At 75.2% G+C, this 17,127-nt stretch carries 13 protein-coding genes; 6 read left to right on the top strand and 7 right to left on the bottom strand.

Annotation, left to right across the window (positions count from 1 at the left end; translation table 11 throughout):
- The first annotated feature begins 16 nt into the window (after positions 1–16).
- From OOT42_RS06660 to OOT42_RS06645, 4 genes are all read left to right on the top strand, one after another.
- Positions 17–949, top strand: coding sequence for an ABC transporter ATP-binding protein (locus OOT42_RS06660; RefSeq protein ID WP_273654102.1), 933 nt, complete (start codon positions 17–19; stop codon positions 947–949).
- Positions 946–2,172 carry an ABC transporter permease gene (locus OOT42_RS06655; protein WP_273654101.1) on the top strand — a complete coding sequence of 409 codons (1,227 nt, stop codon included), beginning with the start codon at positions 946–948 and terminating at the stop codon, positions 2,170–2,172. The genes OOT42_RS06660 and OOT42_RS06655 overlap by 4 nt, the downstream gene beginning before the upstream one ends.
- Before the next feature lie 48 nt (positions 2,173–2,220).
- Positions 2,221–2,667 (top strand): HIT family protein, encoded by a 447-nt coding sequence (locus OOT42_RS06650; protein WP_273654100.1) that lies wholly within the window; start codon positions 2,221–2,223, stop codon positions 2,665–2,667.
- Between the two features lie 98 nt (positions 2,668–2,765).
- A complete protein-coding gene (locus OOT42_RS06645; protein WP_273654099.1) occupies positions 2,766–4,361 on the top strand; it encodes a molybdopterin-dependent oxidoreductase in 1,596 nt (531 codons plus the stop codon).
- Here the strand turns inward: OOT42_RS06645 and OOT42_RS06640 are convergent.
- Entirely contained in the window at positions 4,354–5,328 is a 975-nt protein-coding gene (locus OOT42_RS06640; RefSeq protein ID WP_273654098.1) for a PaaX family transcriptional regulator C-terminal domain-containing protein, read from the bottom strand. The two genes, OOT42_RS06645 and OOT42_RS06640, sit on opposite strands and share 8 nt — an antisense overlap.
- A gap of 217 nt (positions 5,329–5,545) precedes the next feature.
- Here OOT42_RS06640 and OOT42_RS06635 point away from each other — a divergent pair, with 217 nt between their 5' ends.
- Complete coding sequence (locus OOT42_RS06635) at positions 5,546–6,946, top strand: cellulose binding domain-containing protein (RefSeq protein WP_273654097.1); 1,401 nt, start codon at positions 5,546–5,548, stop codon at positions 6,944–6,946.
- Between the two features lie 71 nt (positions 6,947–7,017).
- On the opposite strand, the gene OOT42_RS06630 is transcribed toward OOT42_RS06635, so the two are convergent.
- The 6 genes from OOT42_RS06630 to OOT42_RS06605 all read right to left on the bottom strand — a co-directional run bounded on the left by OOT42_RS06630 (position 7,018) and on the right by OOT42_RS06605 (position 16,167).
- Positions 7,018–11,307, bottom strand: coding sequence for a bifunctional nitrate reductase/sulfite reductase flavoprotein subunit alpha (locus OOT42_RS06630; protein WP_273654096.1), 4,290 nt, complete (start codon positions 11,305–11,307; stop codon positions 7,018–7,020).
- Positions 11,308–11,339: 32 nt separating this feature from the next.
- Positions 11,340–12,725: an MFS transporter gene (locus tag OOT42_RS06625; protein ID WP_273654095.1), complete on the bottom strand. Its 1,386-nt coding sequence runs from the start codon at positions 12,723–12,725 to the stop codon at positions 11,340–11,342.
- Positions 12,726–12,898: 173 nt separating this feature from the next.
- Positions 12,899–14,047, bottom strand: coding sequence for a sulfate/molybdate ABC transporter ATP-binding protein (locus OOT42_RS06620; protein ID WP_273654094.1), 1,149 nt, complete (start codon positions 14,045–14,047; stop codon positions 12,899–12,901).
- A gap of 43 nt (positions 14,048–14,090) precedes the next feature.
- Complete coding sequence (locus tag OOT42_RS06615; RefSeq protein WP_423775970.1) at positions 14,091–14,936, bottom strand: ABC transporter permease; 846 nt, start codon at positions 14,934–14,936, stop codon at positions 14,091–14,093.
- Positions 14,933–15,766: a molybdate ABC transporter substrate-binding protein gene (gene modA, locus OOT42_RS06610; protein ID WP_273654093.1), complete on the bottom strand. Its 834-nt coding sequence runs from the start codon at positions 15,764–15,766 to the stop codon at positions 14,933–14,935. The genes OOT42_RS06615 and modA overlap by 4 nt, the downstream gene beginning before the upstream one ends.
- Positions 15,763–16,167, bottom strand: coding sequence for a TOBE domain-containing protein (locus OOT42_RS06605; protein ID WP_273654092.1), 405 nt, complete (start codon positions 16,165–16,167; stop codon positions 15,763–15,765). The genes modA and OOT42_RS06605 overlap by 4 nt, the downstream gene beginning before the upstream one ends.
- A gap of 110 nt (positions 16,168–16,277) precedes the next feature.
- Between OOT42_RS06605 and ppk2 the strand changes: the two genes are divergently transcribed.
- Positions 16,278–17,126 carry a polyphosphate kinase 2 gene (ppk2, locus tag OOT42_RS06600; protein ID WP_273654091.1) on the top strand — a complete coding sequence of 283 codons (849 nt, stop codon included), beginning with the start codon at positions 16,278–16,280 and terminating at the stop codon, positions 17,124–17,126.
- Position 17,127: the final 1 nt, after the last annotated feature.

Below are 17,127 nucleotides of genomic sequence, written 5' to 3'. Positions count from 1 at the left end.
CTGCTTGGATCGGTCCGTGGCCACCCTCGCGTTCGACGCGCTGACCAAGGCGTACGGCGACGTGCAGGCCCTGCGGGGCATGACGTTCGACGTGCGCGCCGGCGAGATCTTCGGGTTCGTCGGCTCCAACGGCGCCGGCAAGTCCACGACGATGCGGATCGCGGTCGGCGTGCTCGCCGCCGACTCCGGCACCGTGACGTGGGACGGCCGGCCCGTCGACCACGCCGTGCGGCGGCGGATCGGCTACATGCCCGAGGAGCGCGGCCTGTACCCGCGCATGAAGGTCGGCGAGCAGCTCGTCTACCTCGCGCGGCTGCACGGGCTCGACCCCGGCGCCGCTCGTGCGTCCATGGAGCACTGGACCGAGGTGCTGGGCGTCGCCGCCCGCCGCGACGACGAGGTGCTCAAGCTGTCGCTGGGCAACCAGCAGCGCGTGCAGCTCGCCGCCGCGCTCGTGCACCGCCCCGACATCCTCGTCCTCGACGAGCCGTTCTCGGGCCTCGACCCCGTCGCCGTCGACGTCATGAGCGGCGTGCTCCGGGAGCAGGCCGCGGGCGGCGTGCCGGTCATCTTCTCCTCGCACCAGCTCGAGCTCGTCGAGCGGCTGTCCGACCGGGTCGGGATCGTCCGCGCCGGGTCGATGGTCGCCGTCGGCGGGATCGACGAGCTCCGCAGCACCGGGGACCGGCGGTGGGTCGTCGACGGGCCCCCGCCCGCCGACTGGCTGCCCTCGGTTCCCACGGCACGCCTGTCCGACGGCGTGGACGCGGGTCGCGTCGTCGTCGAGGCGGTCGCCGGCGCACCCGACGACGTCGACCAGCAGCTGCTGCGCGCCGCGCTCGCCGCCGGGCCCGTGCGCGAGTTCGCGGTCGTGCGGCCGACCCTCACCGAGCTGTACCGGCACGTCGTCACCGCCGAGACCCCCGAGCAGGCGGGAGCCCGCGCATGACCACGCCGCACGACACCGACCTGACCCCGGGTGCCGCCGTCCGGCTCGTCGCCGGTCGCGAGATCAGCACCCGCCTGCGGTCGAAGCCGTTCCTGTGGACCACGCTCGCGCTCGTCGGCGCCGTCGTGCTCGCGGGCGTCGTCGCCGGCCTGGTCGGCAACCGGGAGCCCGAGGCGCAGGTCGTCGGCGTCACGGCGGACGCGTCCGGGGTGACCGACCCGCTCGTCGCGACCGCACAGGCCGCGGGCGTGCCCGTCGAGGTGCGCGACGTCGGCGGGACGGACGAGGGTGAGGACCTCGTCACGGCGGGCGACGTCGACGTGCTCGTCACCGGCGTCGACCCCGAGCTCACCGTCGTCGTCCAGGACTCCGTGCCCGAGCCGCTGCAGCCCGTCCTCGCGTCGCTCGCGCAGCAGGTCGCGCTCGCCGGGGCCGTCACCGACCTGGGCGGCGACCCCGCGGAGGTCGCGGGCGAGGTCGCCGGGGCCGCTCCGTCGGTCACGACGCTCGGCTCGCCGCCCGAGGTCGACGGCGCCCAGATCATCGCCGGGTACCTCGCCGGGATCCTGCTGTTCATCGGTCTCATGACCGCCGGTCAGCTCGTCGCGCAGGGCGTCGTCGAGGAGAAGACCAGCCGCGTCGTCGAGCTGCTGCTCGCGACCGTCCGACCGTGGCACCTCATGGCCGGCAAGGTGCTCGGGATCGGCGTCATCGGGCTCGGGCAGGTCGCCCTCGTGGTCCTCGCGGGCGGCGGGACCGCGTGGGCGTTCGGGCTGCTCGACTCGACCACGCTCGACTTCGGTGCGACCGCCGCGTGGGCGCTCGTGTGGTTCGTCATCGGCTTCCTCATGTACGCGCTGCTGCTCGCCGCGCTCGCCGCGCTGGTCTCGCGGCAGGAGGACGTCGGCTCCGTGATCTCGCCGGTCCTGTTCGTCATGGGCGTGCCGTACATCCTGGCGATCTCGGTGACGCCGTGGGACCCCGACAACGCGCTCGTCACAGCGCTGTCGTTCGTGCCGTTCTGCGCGCCGATGATCATGCCCGTGCGCGTCGCGCTCGGCGCCGTCGAGACCTGGGAGATCCTCGTCGCCGCCGGGCTGTCGCTCGCGCTCGTGCCGCTGCTCGTGTGGTTCGCGGGGCGCGTCTACGGGAACGCGGTCCTGCACTCCGGCGGCCGGATGAAGCTCACCGACGCGCTGCGCGGCACCCCGACCGCGGTCTGAGGCCGGCGACGGGGTCCCGGATCCCGCGCGAGCGCCTAGCGTGGCCCCATGACGACGCTCTTCACCAGGATCATCGGCGGCGAGATCCCCGGCCGGTTCGTGTGGGCGGACGACGTCGCCGTCGCGTTCACGACCATCGCGCCGATCACCGACGGGCACACGCTCGTCGTGCCGCGTGACGAGATCGTCGAGCTCACGCAGGCCCCCGACGACGTGCTCGCGCACCTGTCGCGCGTCGCCAAGGTCGTCGGGCAGGCACAGCAGGCCGCGTGGTCGGCGCCGCGCGTCGCGCTGCTCGTCGCGGGGTTCGAGGTGCCGCACCTGCACCTGCACGTGCTGCCCGCGTGGGACGAGTCCTCGCTGACCTTCGCCAACGCGCGGCACGACGTGCCCGCGGAGGACCTCGACGCCGCTGCCGAGCGGGTCCGGGCGGCCCTGCGCGACGCCGGTCACGGCGCGCACGTGCCCGCCGCCCTCGGGTCGCCCGCGCTCTGACGCGTCCCACCGCCCGCGTGCCCGGCCGTCCGGGCGCTGCCCGCCCCGATCCCGACCCGTCGTCCCGCCCGCCGTCCCCGCGGGCCCACCCCCCGGAGGTGACCGTGCGACGCAGCGACGGTGCGGCCGCGCTCGCCGGGCTCGCGGCCGGGGCGGTGACGGTCGGCGTCGGCTCGCTCGTCGCGGTGCTGACCGGACCGTCGACCGACCCGCTCGTCGCCGTCGGTGCCGCGTTCGTCGACGCGACCCCCGCCTGGCTCAAGGACTGGGCCGCGTCGACGTTCGGGACCGCCGACAAGACCGTGCTCGGGCTCGGCGAGGTGCTCGTGCTCGCGGCGCTCGCCGCGCTCGCCGGCGTGCTCGCGCACCGACGCTGGGCGTGGGGCGCGACCGTCGTCGTCGCGCTCGGCGCGGTCGCCGGGCTCGCCGCCATGGGGCGCCCGGACGCGGGCGTGCTCGCTCCCCTGCCGGCCGTCCTCGGGGCGGCCGCCGGGCTGCTCGCGCTGCGCGCACTGCTGCGCCGGATCCCGGCCGACCCCACGCCCGCGGCGGCGCCGGGCGCGTCGGACGTCGCGGGGTCGCCGTTCCCTCCCGTGCCGCCGGCCGACGTGGACGGGTCGGCGCGGGGCGCGTCGCGGCGGGGCTTCCTCGTCGGCGCCGGCGTCGCGACCGCCGCCGGCCTCGTCGCCGTCGTCGTGGGCCGCGCACTCACCGGGACGCGGCGCGGCGTGCAGGCGGCCCGGGACGCGCTGCGGCTGCCCGCGCCGACACGGTCGGCACCACCCGTGCCGGCGGACGTGCAGGTCGACGTCGCCGGCGTCGGGCCCTGGCAGACGCCCGCCGACGAGTTCTACCGGATCGACACCGCGCTCGTCGTCCCGCAGGTCGACCCCGAGACGTGGGTGCTGCGCGTGCACGGGCTCGTCGAGCAGGAGGTCGAGCTCACGTGGGCCGAGCTGCTCGCCTCCGACCTCGTCGAGGCCTGGGTGACGCTCGCGTGCGTGTCCAACCCCGTCGGCGGCGACCTCGTCGGCAACCAGCGCTGGCTCGGGCTGCCGGTCCGCGAGGTGCTCGCGCGCGCCCGTCCGACCTCGGACGCGGACATGGTGCTCTCCCGCAGCGTCGACGGGTTCACCGCGTCGACGCCGCTCGAGGTGCTGACCGACGACCGCGACGCGCTGCTCGCGATCGCGATGGACGGCGAGCCGCTCCCGGCCGAGCACGGGTTCCCCGTCCGGATGGTCGTGCCCGGGCTCTACGGCTACGTGTCGGCGACGAAGTGGGTCGTCGACCTGGAGGTCACGCGGTTCGACGCCGCGACGGCGTACTGGACGGACCGCGGCTGGTCGGAGCGCGGGCCCGTCAAGACGCAGTCGCGCATCGAGGTGCCGCGGCCGTCCGCGCGGGTCGACGCGGGCGACGTCGTCGTCGCCGGGACCGCGTGGGCGCAGCACCGCGGGATCGTGCGCGTGCAGGTGCGGGTCGACGACGGCGACTGGCAGGACGCGGACCTCGCGGGCGACGGCGGCGTCGACTCGTGGCGGCAGTGGCGCTGGACGTGGCCCGCCGAGTCCGGCGAGCACCAGCTGTTCGTGCGGGCTTTCGACCCCGACGGCCCGCAGACGGGCGCCCAGGAGGGCGTGATCCCGGACGGCGCGACGGGGTACGACACGGTCCGCGTCACCGTCACCTGACCGCCCGCTCCGCGGCGACCACGACACGGCCGTCGGCCAGGTCGTCGAGCGTGTGCAGCCGCACGTCGACGGTGGTGCCGTGCCGGGCGGCGACGGCCCGCACGTGGTCGAGCGTCGGATCCGCGAGGGCGTCGAAGAGGTCGGCGCACAGCCGGCGTGCCGCCGCACGCGGCCACCCCCGCGGCATGAGCCGCACCGGCAGCCGCGGGTCGAGCACGACGAACCTCCGGTAGTCGTCCGCGACGGCGACGCGACCGCGCAACGCGTCGGCCCCCTGCACCGCACCGGCACGCGCACGGGCGAGCTCCGGCGTCCACGCCGCGAGGAACGCCGCGTACTGCTCGCCGACGGCGTCGAGGTCCCAGACGTCGGCGGGGTCGCGGGTCGCGGCGTCGCGCACGGGGAGGTGCTCCGCGCGGAACAAGGTGAGCGACGCGGTCGCCGTCTCCGCGACGACCGTCTCGACGAGGTCGCCCGGCTCCTGCGGGGACACCCACACGCCGTCGTACAGCGGCGCGAACCCACGCCAGCGCAGCCGCGCGCGCAGCATCGAGCGCTCGGTCCCGGCGTCCTGCGGGGCGGAGAAGGCGACGAGCGTCCACCGGCCGTCCCACTCCTCGGCCCGGCGCGGGAACGCCGCTTGCGCGCGGCCTCCGCGGGCGAGCGCGACCGCGGCGGCCTCCGTCAGGCGGTACTCGGTCCGACGGCCCGATCGCCGCCCCTCGAGCACGCCGCGGCGGGCGAGGCGGCGCACGACCGCGCGAGCGCCTGCCTCGGTGGTTCCCAGGTCGTGCAGCAGGTCGGCCAGGACCGCGGACGGGAACCACGCGCGCGGCGCGAGCCCGAGCTCGGCGAGCAGGACGACGGCGAGGCTCTGCGGCGCGGCGCCGGACCGTGGCCGCGGCATCCGGACCCCGCCGAAGGCGACGGCGGGCAGCAGCTCCTCACGGTCGAGGGCGTGGGGCACGGCGGACTCCGGGGACGGGTGGCGGCACGGACGGCCGACGGGCCGGATGGTGCCGCCGGGCTCCCGGGAAGAGTCCCATGACTGCCCGGACCACGCCGTCGACCCGTCCGCGCGGTGATCGAAACCTCGTGCTGAATCCCTTCGACACGTGACACATGTCGGCCCTGCCGCCAACGCTTGCGTCACACAAAAGCCGGACTGAGACCCAGGGGGACCTATGAGATCCAGAGCACGCAGCGGCTGGCTCGCGGGGGGCGCCGTCGGCGCGCTCCTGCTGACAGGCGTCCTCACGTCGACCGCCGCGCCGCCCGCGGCCGCGGCGCAGACGATCACGGGCATCGCCTACGCACCGGCCGAGCCGGCCGGCAGCCAGGGGCACCTGCTCGACCTCTACCTGCCGACGTCCACCGGTCCGACGCCCCTCGTCATCTGGAGCAGCGGGTCGGCGTGGTTGAGCGACAACGGGCGGTCGGGCGCGGCCCAGGTGGCGAACGCGCTCAACGCCAAGGGCTACGCCGTCGCGGGCGTGAGCGTCCGGTCGAGCGCGCAGGCGAAGTTCCCCGGACAGGTGCACGACGTCAAGGCCGCGATCCGCTACCTGCGGGCCAACGCGGCCCGCTACAACCTCGACCCGCAGCGGTTCGCCGCGATGGGCGACTCGTCGGGCGGATGGGTCGCGAGCATGGCCGCGCTCACCGGCGGCGTCCCCGAGCTCGAGGGCACGCTCGGCACGACGGGTGTGTCGAGCGAGGTGCAGGCCGGCGTCGACTTCTTCGGGCCGATCGACTTCCTGCGGATGAACTCCCAGCGCACGGGCCCCGGCCAGATGGACCACGACGACCCGAGCGGTCCGGCGTCGCAGCTCGTGGGCTGCGCGATCCAGACCTGCCCCGACCGCGTGCGCCTCGCGAACCCGACGACGTACGTCGACCGTGACGACCCGCCGATGATGGTGCTGCACGGCTCGGGCGACACGATCGTGCCCCCCGCGCAGAGCGCGAACTTCGCCGCCGCGCTCCGGGCGGCGTGCCTCGACACGCAGTACGTCTCCGTCCCCGGCGCCGGGCACTCGTGGTCCGACGTGCTCAGCCCGTCGCGCTGGGGCGGGCAGACCGTCGTGACGTCGACCGGGTGCCAGGAGACGCGCACGACCGGCACGCCGAACCCGAGCTGGGACACGATCGCCGCGTTCCTCGAGAAGGCATGGGCCTCGGGTCCGACGCCCACCCCGACACCCACGCCCACCCCGACACCCACGCCGACCGCGACACCCACGCCGACCGTGACGCCGACGCCGACGGCCACGCCGACGTCCGGCCCCGGGGGCTGCTCCGCGTCGTACCGCGTGGTCAACGCCTGGCCGGGCGGCTTCGTCGCCGAGGTCGACGTCAGCGCAGGCACCGCACCGGTGAACGGGTGGTCCGTGGGCCTCACGCTGCCGGGCGGCGCGGCCGTCACCAACACGTGGAACGGCGTCGCGACCGGCAGCACGGGCACGGTCACCGTCGGGAACGCCGCGTGGAACGGGCGGCTCGGTGCGGGGCACCGCACCACCTTCGGGTTCCAGGCCACCGGCTCGGGCACGGGCACGACCGTGACCTGCAGCGCGACCCCCTGACGGGCGACGGCACGCGCTCACCACGACGGAGGCGGACCCGCTGCGGCGGGATCCGCCTCCGTCCGTGTCGGTCAGTACACGTCGCGCGCGTACCGGCGCTCGGAGGACAGGCGCTTGACGTACGCGGCCGCGTCGTCCGCGTCCAGTCCGCCGTGCACCGCGACGACCTCGCGGAGGGTCGCGTCGACGTCCTTCGCCATGCGCGACGCGTCGCCGCACACGTACACGTGCGCGCCGCGCTCGAGCCACGCCCACAGCTGCGGGCCGTGCTCGCGCATGCGGTCCTGCACGTAGACCTTCGACCGCTGGTCGCGCGAGAACGCCGTGTCGAGCCGCGTGAGCAGGCCGTCGGAGCGCAGCGCGTCGAGCTCGTCGCGGTAGTAGAAGTCCGTCGCCGCGTGCTGCTCGCCGAAGAACAGCCAGTTGTCCCCGGTGTGCCCGAGCGCGCGCCGCTCGGCCAGGAACCCGAGGAACGGCGCGACGCCGGTGCCGGGGCCGACCATCACCATGGGGGTCGTCGGGTCGGCCGGCGGGTGGAAGTGCGCGGACGGCTGCACGTACGCGGACACGGCCAGGTCGGGGCCCGCGTCGGCGAGGAACGTCGAGCACACCCCGCCGCGCGCCGCCCCGGACGGGCCCTCGTACCGCACGACGGACATCGTCAGGCGGATGCGGTGCGGGTCGACCAGCGGCGACGACGAGATCGAGTACTGCCGGGGCTGGAGGCGGCGCAGCACGTCGGTCCACTCCTGGGCCGTCGCGTCGACGCGCAGCTCCCCGACGACGTCGACGGCCTGCCGGCCCCACAGCCACTTCGCGAGGTCGTTGCGGTTCTCCGAGCGGAGCAGGCGGCGCAGCCGCTCGCTGCCCGACCGCTCGTGCACGAACCGCAGGAGGTCCTGCGACGGGCGGGTGATGTCGAGCTCGTCGCGCAGCGCGACCGCGAAGGGCACGGTGCCGAGCCCGTCGACGGCGACGGGCGCGTCGGCGTCCGTCCCCGTGGCGGCGAGCCACTCCTCGACGAGCGACCCGGCGTTCACCGGCCGGATCGCGAGCGCGTCACCCGCCGCGTACGGCAGCGGTGCGGGCGACTGCGACGTGTCGAACCACACCTCGCGGACCTCCTTCGCGGAGCCCGGCAGGTTGAGCAGGCGGTTCCCGACGAGCCGGGCGACGCCCGGTCGGGCGCGCGTCGCGCGTGCGGGAGGCGCTGCGGCCGCCGCGTCGGGGTCCGTCGCCGCACGCTCGACGACCTCGGCGCACGGGTCCGCGGCCGGGGCGTCGTCGGACGCGGAGGTGTCGCCGCCGTCGGCCGCCGTCGCGTCGCCCGTGAGCAGCGCGACGACACGGTCGGCCCACCGCTCGGCGCTCTCGTCGTCGCCCGGCTCGCACTCGCCGCGGTCGACGAGCCGCTGCGCGCCGAGCTCCTCGAGGCGCCGGTCGACGCGCCGGCCGTGCCCGCAGAACTGGTCGTAGCTGGAGTCGCCGAGCGCGAGGACCGCGAACCGCGTGCCGTCGAGGCGCTGCGCCTCCGGGTCGGCGAGCGCCTCCCAGAACGCCGTGCCGTTGTCGGGCGCGTCGCCGTCGCCGAACGTGCTGGTCACGACCACGAGGTCGGCCCGGCGTGGCAGCGCGCCGACGGCGTCGTCCATCGCGAGGACCTCGGGCGTGCGCCCGCCGTCGGTCAGCCGGGCCGCGACCCGCGCCGCGATCTCCTCCGACGTGCCGGTCTGCGACGCCCACAGCACGACGAGCGGCCGTACGGGCGCGGCCTCCCCGGCCGGTCGGGCGTGCGCCGCACCGCGCGAGGACGGCTGCGGTGCCCGCGAGAACATGCCCGCGAGCAAGCCGTCCACCCAGAGCGCCGACGTGCCGTCGAGCGGGGCGGTCGGCGGCAGCACGGGCGTGCCGGTGACGTCGCCGCCGCCGAGCCCGGCGAGGAAGCCCGCCAGGTAGCGGCGCTCGTCGTCGCCGAGCACGGGCGGACCGAAGTCCTCGAGCCCGAGCGCTCCCGCGAGCGCGCGCATCGCCCGCGCGCCGTCGGTGACGGGCTCGTCGCCCGGCGGCCCGACGGGGGCGTGCGGCCAGCCGGCCGGGTCCGCCTCGACGTCGGTGGCAGCCGGCCCGGCTGACACGGACGTGCGGGGCGTCGGCGCGGGCGGGGGCGCGACGAGCGTCACGGACACCGCGCACACCTTGAGCTCGGGCTGGAACGACAGCGGGTCGACGGCGTCGTTCGTGACGGCGTTGACGGACAGGTACTCGCCGAACAGGTCGTTCCAGTGGAACGGCGCGAAGAGCGACCCGGGGCGGACACGGTCCGTGACGACGGCGGGCAGGACGGCCCGGCCGCGGCGGGAGGCGACCTCGACGGTCGCGCCGTCGAGCACCCCGAGCCGCGACGCGTCGTCCGGGTGCAGCTCGACGAACGGGCCCGGGTTGAGCCGGGTGAGCTTCTCGACGCGGCCCGTCTTGGTGAGCGTGTGCCACTGGTGCTGGACGCGGCCGGTGTTGAGCAGGAACGGGTAGTCGTCGTCCGGCATCTCCGTCGCCGGCAGGTGCGGGCGCGGGTGGAAGACCGCGCGGCCGGACGGGGTCGCGAACCGCAGGCGCGGGACGGTCCCGTCCTCGTGCACGAGCAGCGGCTGGTGGACGCCGTCGTTGCGGTACCGGACGGGGTTGCGGGCCGGCCCGTCGACGGACGCCGAGGGCCACTGCACGGGAGCCGCACGCAGCCGGTCGTACGTGACGCCGCGCAGGTCGTAGCCGGTCCGCGGGTTCGTGGTCCGCCGGATCTCCTCGAACACCTCCTCCGACGAGGCGTACGCGAAGCCGTCGTAGCCCATGGCGGTCGCGACGCGCGCGATCAGCACCCAGTCGGGCAGCGCCTCACCGGGCGGGTCCAGCGCGCGGCGGGCGAGCGTCATGCTGCGTTCGCTGTTGACCATGACGCCGTCGCCCTCGGTCCACATCGCGGCGGGCAGGACGACGTCGGCGTACGCGTTGGTCTCGGTCTCGGCGTAGACGTCCTGCGTCACGACGAGCTCGGCGTTCTCGAGGCCCTCGATGACGGTGCGCCGGTTCGCGACGGACGCGACGGGGTTCGTGCAGATCACCCAGCAGGCCTTGATCTCGCCCGCGGCCATGCGCCCGAACATCTCGATCGTGCCGCGCCCGACACCGTCGGACCGGATCGTCCCGTCGGGCAGGCCCCAGAGGTCCTCGACGAACGCGCGGTCCGCCGGGTCGAGCACCGTGCGCTGTCCGGGCAGGCCGGGCCCCATGTAACCCATCTCGCGGCCGCCCATGGCGTTCGGCTGGCCTGTGAGCGAGAACGGCCCGCTCCCCTGCCGGCAGATCGCGCCCGTCGCGAGGTGGAGGTTGACCAGGGCGTTCGTGTTCCAGGTGCCGTGCGTCGACTGGTTGAGCCCCATCGTCCAGCAGGACACCCAGTTCTCCGCGCCCGCGATCAGCGCCGCCGCCGCCCGCAGGTCCTCCTCCGCGACGCCCGTGATCCCCGCGACGACGTCCGGCGGGTAGTCCGCGAGGAACGGCGGCATCGCGTCCCAGCCCTCGGTGTGCTCCGCGACGAACTGCTCGTCGACCGCGCCCGCCTCGACCAGCAGGTACAGCAGGCCGTTGAGCAGCGCGATGTCCGTGCCCGACCGCACCTGGAGGAACAGGTCCGCCTTCTCGGCGGTGGCCGTGCGGCGCGGGTCGACGACGATGAGCTTGGCGCCCGCCTTGACCCGGTCGAGCAGCCGCAGGAACAGGATCGGGTGGCAGTCGGCCATGTTCGCGCCGATGACGAGGAACACGTCCGCGTGGTCGAGGTCGTCGTACGACCCGGGCGGGCCGTCCGAGCCCAGCGACAGCTTGTACCCGGTGCCCGCGCTCGCCATGCACAGCCGCGAGTTCGACTCGATCTGGTTGGTCCGCAGGTACCCCTTCGCGAGCTTGTTCGCGAGGTACTGCGCCTCGATGCTCATCTGCCCGGACACGTACAGCGCGACCGCGTCGGGGCCGTCGCGGTCGACGATCTCGCGCAGCCGGCGCGCGACGGTCGCGACCGCCTCGTCGACGCCCGTCGGAACCGGCTCGGCCCCCCGCTCGGGGCGGACGAGCGCGGTCGACAGCCGCCCGCCCGCCGCGAGCAGGTCGGCCGTCGTCGCGCCCTTGGTGCACAGACGTCCGTGGTTCGCCGGGTGCGACTTGTCGCCGCTGGCCCTGCGGACCGTGCGGCCCGCGCCGTCGTCGACGACGTCGAGCAGCACGCCGCAGCCCACACCGCAGTACGAGCACACGGTCGCGACCTGGGTCGTCGCCGTGTGCTCGTGCTGCGCGGTCGCGATGGCCGTCACGCTGGGATGTCCTCCGGGGATCGGGGGTCAGGTCAGATGACGGTGGAGCCGAAGGCCGAGCCGCGACGCTGGTAGACCGCCCACGTGGTGAGAGCCATGACCGCGTACGTCCCGACGATCACCCAGAGTGCCGCCTGGATGTTTCCGGTCAGTGACGTCGAGACGGCGAACCCGCGGGGCACGAGGAACCCGCCGATCGCGCCGACCGCGCCCGCGATGCCGATGCAGCCGGCCGCGGCCTTGGCCCGGCTCGCGCGCGTCTCGTCGGTCGCGCCGAAGCGGAACACCGCCGGGATCATCCGGTAGACCGACCCGTTGCCCGCGCCCGTCGCGACGAACAGCAGCAGGAACGACAGGAAGAACCCGAGGAAGTGGTGGGCCCGCAGCGCGAAGATCGCGCCGATCGTGCCCGCCGCCATGACCGCGAACGCCGCGATCGTCACCTTGGCGCCGCCGAGCTTGTCGGCGAGCGTGCCGCCGAGCGGCCGCGCGACCGAGCCGACGAGCGCGCCGGCGAACGCGATCGACATCGTGACCTCGGGGAACTGGCCCTTGAGCAGCGTGGGGAACGCCCCGGAGAAGCCGATGAACGACCCGAACGTGCCGATGTAGATGAACGAGATGATCCAGGTGTGCTTGTCGCGCGTCGCGACGCCGTACGCCCGCGGGTCGGCCTTGGCGTTCGACAGGTTGTCCATGAACCGCCACGCCAGGAAGGCCGCGAGGATCGCGAGCGGGATGAACATGAGCCCCGCACGCTCGAGCTGCAGGCCAGCCGCGCCGACGATGACCAGCGGCACCGCGAGCTGGACCGCGGCCGTCCCGATGTTGCCGCCCGCGGCGTTGAGGCCGAGCGCCTTGCCCTTCTCCGCCTCCGGGTAGAAGAACGAGATGTTCGCCATCGACGACGCGAAGTTGCCGCCACCGACGCCCGCGAGCGCGGCGATCGCGAGCAGCGCGCCGAACGGGGTGTCGGGGTTCTGCACCGCGATCGCGAGGGCGCTCGTCGGGATGAGCAGCAGCAGCGCGGACACGATGGTCCAGTTCCGGCCGCCGAACACCGGCACCGCGAACGTGTAGGGGATGCGCAGCGACGCGCCGACGAGGCTCGGCACCGCGATCAGCCAGAACATCTGGTCGACCGTGAGTGCGAAGCCCGCGGCCGGGAGCTGCGGCACGACGATGCTCCACAGCGCCCAGACGGCGAACCCGAGGAACTCGGCGAACACCGAGAGCCCGAGGTTGCGGGTGGCGATCGCCTTGCCGACGGACCGCCACTGACCCGAGTCCTCGGGGTTCCAGCCGTCGATCCAGCGGCCGGGGCGGACGGTGAGCGGGGCACCGGTGGCGACGGGGGTCGCGCCGGTCGTGGTGGGGGCCGACGCTGCGGCGTCGGTGGTCGCGAGCGGTGTCGCCATGGGGACCTCCGGGAGGGGGATGGGGGCTCGGACGCAGGCGACGCTACGAACGGCATGTTTCGTCCCACCCCCCGGCTGCGTTGCGCGGCGGGAACACTTCCCGCACGGGGTGCCGGCGGCGGCTGTGAGGTCGTGGCCCCGCGCGGCCGGCGCCGTGGGGACGGCGACGTGCGTCAGGGACGCGGGCGCAGGCGCTGCTGGGCGTGCGGGACGGTCAGGACGAGGGGTGCGCCCACGCGCAGGTCGAGCGCCGCGAGGTCCGGCAGCGGGACGTCGACGAGCACGTCGCCGCTGGTGCGGACGCGCACGCCCGTCGTGCCGGGTTCGAGGTCGACGACGCGCGCCGTCCAGCGTGCGACCCCCGTGACCTCGACGGCCGTCGGCTCGTCACCCGACCGGGCCTCGACCGCGGGCGGTGCGAACGTCAGGCGGGCGGGCGCGCCGGGCGGGACACCCGGCGGGCACGGGACGCGCAGCCCGTCGGCCGTGACGAGCTCCGGGCCGGACGGGCCGTCCTCGACGGTGCCGAGCAGGAGGTTCGTGCCGCCCAGGGCTGCCGTGAACGGGTGCGCCGGGTCGCCGAGCACGTCCGCGGGCCGCCCGCGCTCGACGACCGCGCCGTCGACCAGGACGAGCACCTCGTCGGCGAGCGTGAGCGCGTCGAGCGCGTCGTGCGTGACCAGCACGGCGGCCGTCCGGGTCTCACGGACCTCGCGGCGGACCAGGTCGCGCAGCGCGGCGGCGGTCCGGACGTCGAGCTGGGCGAAGGGCTCGTCGAGCAGCAGCGCGACGGGGCGGGCGGCCAGTGCGCGGGCGAGCGCGACGCGCTGCCGCTGCCCGCCGGAGAGCGCGGCCGGTCGGCGGTCGGCGAGCCCGGCCAGGTCGACGCGGCGGAGCCACTCGTCCGCCTCGACCCGTGCGGACCGTGCGCCACCGCCGCCGCCACCGCGCGCCCGGACGGCGAAGGCGACGTTCTCGCGTGCGGTGAGGTGCGGGAAGACGAGCGGGTCCTGACCGAGCAGCCCGACGGACCGGCGCTCGGGACGCACGACCGTCGCGCGGCCGCCGGCGGCGACGGCCGTGAGGACCCGCTCCCCCGTCCGGACGGTGCCCTCGGCCGGGACGAGCAGGCCCGCGAGGACGTCGAGCAGCGTCGACTTGCCCGCGCCGTTCGGGCCGAGCACCGCGACGACCGTCCCGGGCTCGACCTGCAGGGCGGCGTCGAGCACGAACCCGCCGCGGCGGACCCGGACGTCCGCGACCAGCGCACCCGCCGATCCCGCGCGCGGGCTCGTCCGGCCCGCAGCCTCCCGTCCGCTCACCACGCCCGCCCCCGGCCGTCCGCCCGGCCCGTCCGCCCGCCGCTCACGCCGCCCGCCCGGGTCGCCACGCACGCGCGGCGAGCAGCACGGCGACCGCCGCGACGACCAGGAGGAGCGACAGGGCGACGGCGGTGCCCTGCGAGACCCCCGCGCCGTTGAACGCGGCGTAGATCGCGAGCGGCATGGTCCGCGTGACGCCGGCCGTGCTGCCCGCGAACAGGGCGGTCGCTCCGAACTCGCCGAGCGCGCGCGCGAAGCACAGGACGGTGCCGCTCACCAGGCCGGGCGCGACGAGGGGCAGCGTCACGCGGCGCAGCACCGTCCACCGCCCCGCACCGAGCGTCGCGGCGACGGTCTCGTACCGAGTGCCGACGGTCCGCAGCGCGCCCTCGACACCGAGCACGAGGAACGGCATCGCGACGAACGTCTGGGCGATGACGACGGCCAGCGTCGTGAAGGGGATCGTCAGGCCGAACCAGGTGTCGAGCGCCTGCCCGAGCAGCCCGCGGCGGCCGAGCAGGAACAGCAGCGCGATGCCGCCGACGGTCGGCGGGAGCACGAGCGGGAGCGTCACGAGCGCACGCAGCACGTCGGCGGTCCAGCCGCGCGAGCGGGCGAGCACGACCGCGAGCGGCACGCCGAGCACCAGGCAGGCCACGGTCGACGCCGTCGACGTCACGAGCGACAGGCCGAGCGCGGACACCGCCTCGGGCGACGTGACGTCGGCGGGCAACGACGCCCAGTCGGCGCGCACGACGAGCGCGACGACGGGCAGCACGAGGAGCCCGAGCGCGAGGGCGGCCGGCAGCCGCAGCAGCAGCGGGGTGACGCCCACCGGCCGGTCGACGACGCCCGTCGTCGGCCCGCGCTCGACCGGGACGGACGTCACGGCGCGACGAACCCGTGCGCGGCGAGCACCCGCCGGCCCGCGTCGGACAGCACGAGGTCGACGAACGCCTGCGCGACGGCGGCGTCCGGCGCCGACCGGACGCCGGTGCCGAGCACGGCGATCGGGTACCGGTTGACGGCGTCCGCGGCCTCGTCGACGTCCACGCCCTCGACGTCGTCGCCCGCGGCGAGCACGTCCGTCCGGTACACGAGCCCCGCGTCCGCCTCCCCCGCGGCGACCTTGGTGAGCACCGCGGTGACGCTCTGCTCCTCGCTCGCGGGTGCGAGCGTCACCCCGGCGGCGGCGAGGACCCGTTGCGACGCGGCGCCGCACGGCACCTGCACGGCGCACAGCACGACGCGGCCGCCGGACGACGCGAGCGCGGCCAGGTCGGCGAGCGACGCGACGCCCCGCGGGTTCCCCGCCGGCACCACGACCTGCAGGGTGTTGGTCGTGAACACGGTCGGCGCGCCCTCGACCAGGCCGGCGTCGACGACGGTCGCCATCGTCGACTCGTCGGCGGACGCGAGGACGTCGGCGCGGGCGCCCGCGACGAGCTGCGTCGCGAGCGTCGACGACCCGTCGTAGGTCGCGGGCCGCACGTCGACGGCGGGGTGCGCGTCCGCGAAGGCGGAGGTGAGCTCGTCGAACGCGGGCTTCAACGACGCGGCGGCGAACACCGTGAGCGTGCCGGTGAGCGCGTCGGCCGACCCGCTCGCGCCCGTCGCGGCGGTCGGTGCGGCGCCGGGCGACGCCGTGCAGCCCGCGAGCGCGACGAGCGCGACGACGGCGCCGAGCAGCGCGTGCGACCGCGGGCCGCGACCCGTCACCGACCTCCCCCTGACGTCTCGACCACGACGGTCGTCGCCTTCACCACGGCGACCGCGAGCGACCCGACCTCGAGGCCGAGCTCGCGGACCGCCTCGGTGGACATGAGCGACACGACCCGGAACGGCCCGCACTGCATCTCGACCTGCGCCATGACCGTGTCGGTCACGACGCGCGTCACGAGCCCGGGCAGGCGGTTGCGCGCGGACGTGCCGCGTGACGTCGGGTCGGCGGGCGCGTGCGCGCGCTCGACGGCGACGACCGCGAGCGCGGCACCGTCGACGGTCGCGCGGCCCGCGTCGTCGGGCGTCGCGTCGAGGACGCCGGCGTCGACCCAGCGGCGGACCGTGTCGTCGCTGACGCCGAGCAGCTCCGCGGCCTCGCTGATCCGGAAACGCGTCACGAGCAGCGATCCTAGTCCGCACGTGCGGATCGCGACACGTTGTGGAGCCGCAGATGCGGCGACTGTGCGATCGAGCCGCGCGCGGCCGCCACCAGCAGTAACGTCCCGTCATGGCGAAGAAGGGCAAGGGCGCCAAGCGCCACGACGGGAAGATCTCGAACGAGGTCTACGAGGCCGAGCTGTTCCGCCTCCAGGCGGAGCTCGTCAAGGTCCAGCAGTGGGTGCGGCACACCGGTGCGCGGGTCGTCGTGATCTTCGAGGGACGCGACGCGGCCGGCAAGGGCGGCACGATCAAGCGGATCAGCGAGTACCTCTCCCCCCGCATCGTGCGCATCGCGGCCCTGCCGACGCCCACCGAGCGCGAGAAGGGCCAGTGGTACTACCAGCGCTACGTCGCGCACCTGCCCGCCGCGGGCGAGGTCGTGCTGTTCGACCGCTCCTGGTACAACCGTGCGGGCGTCGAGAAGGTCATGGGGTTCTGCACGCCGCAGGAGTACTCGCGGTTCATGCGGCAGACGCCGATCTTCGAGCAGATGCTCGTCGAGGACGGGATCCTGCTGCGCAAGTACTGGTTCTCCGTGTCCGATCAGGAGCAGCTGCGCCGGTTCAGGTCACGCCTGAACGACCCCGTGCGGCAGTGGAAGCTGAGCCCGATGGACCTGGAGTCGATCAGCCGGTGGGAGGACTACTCGCGGGCCAAGGACGAGATGCTCGTGCACACCGACGTGCCGTCGTGCCCCTGGTACATCGTCGAGTCGGACGTCAAGAAGCACGCGCGGCTCAACATGATGTCCCACCTGCTGTCGACCATCCCGTACACCGACGTGCCGCACGAGGAGGTCCACCTGCCCGACCGGCCCGCCGCGTCGAACGGCTACCAGCGGCCGCCCCGCGAGCTCTCGACGTACGTGCCCGACCACGTCGCGCAGCTCATGGGCGACCCGGAGAAGCACCTCTGAG

Origin of the sequence: Cellulomonas fimi, assembly GCF_028583725.1 — a bacterium.
Lineage (GTDB): Bacteria > Actinomycetota > Actinomycetes > Actinomycetales > Cellulomonadaceae > Cellulomonas > Cellulomonas fimi_B.
The sequence above is the reverse complement of the archived record's forward strand: the minus strand, read 5'-3'. Positions and strand labels throughout refer to the sequence as shown.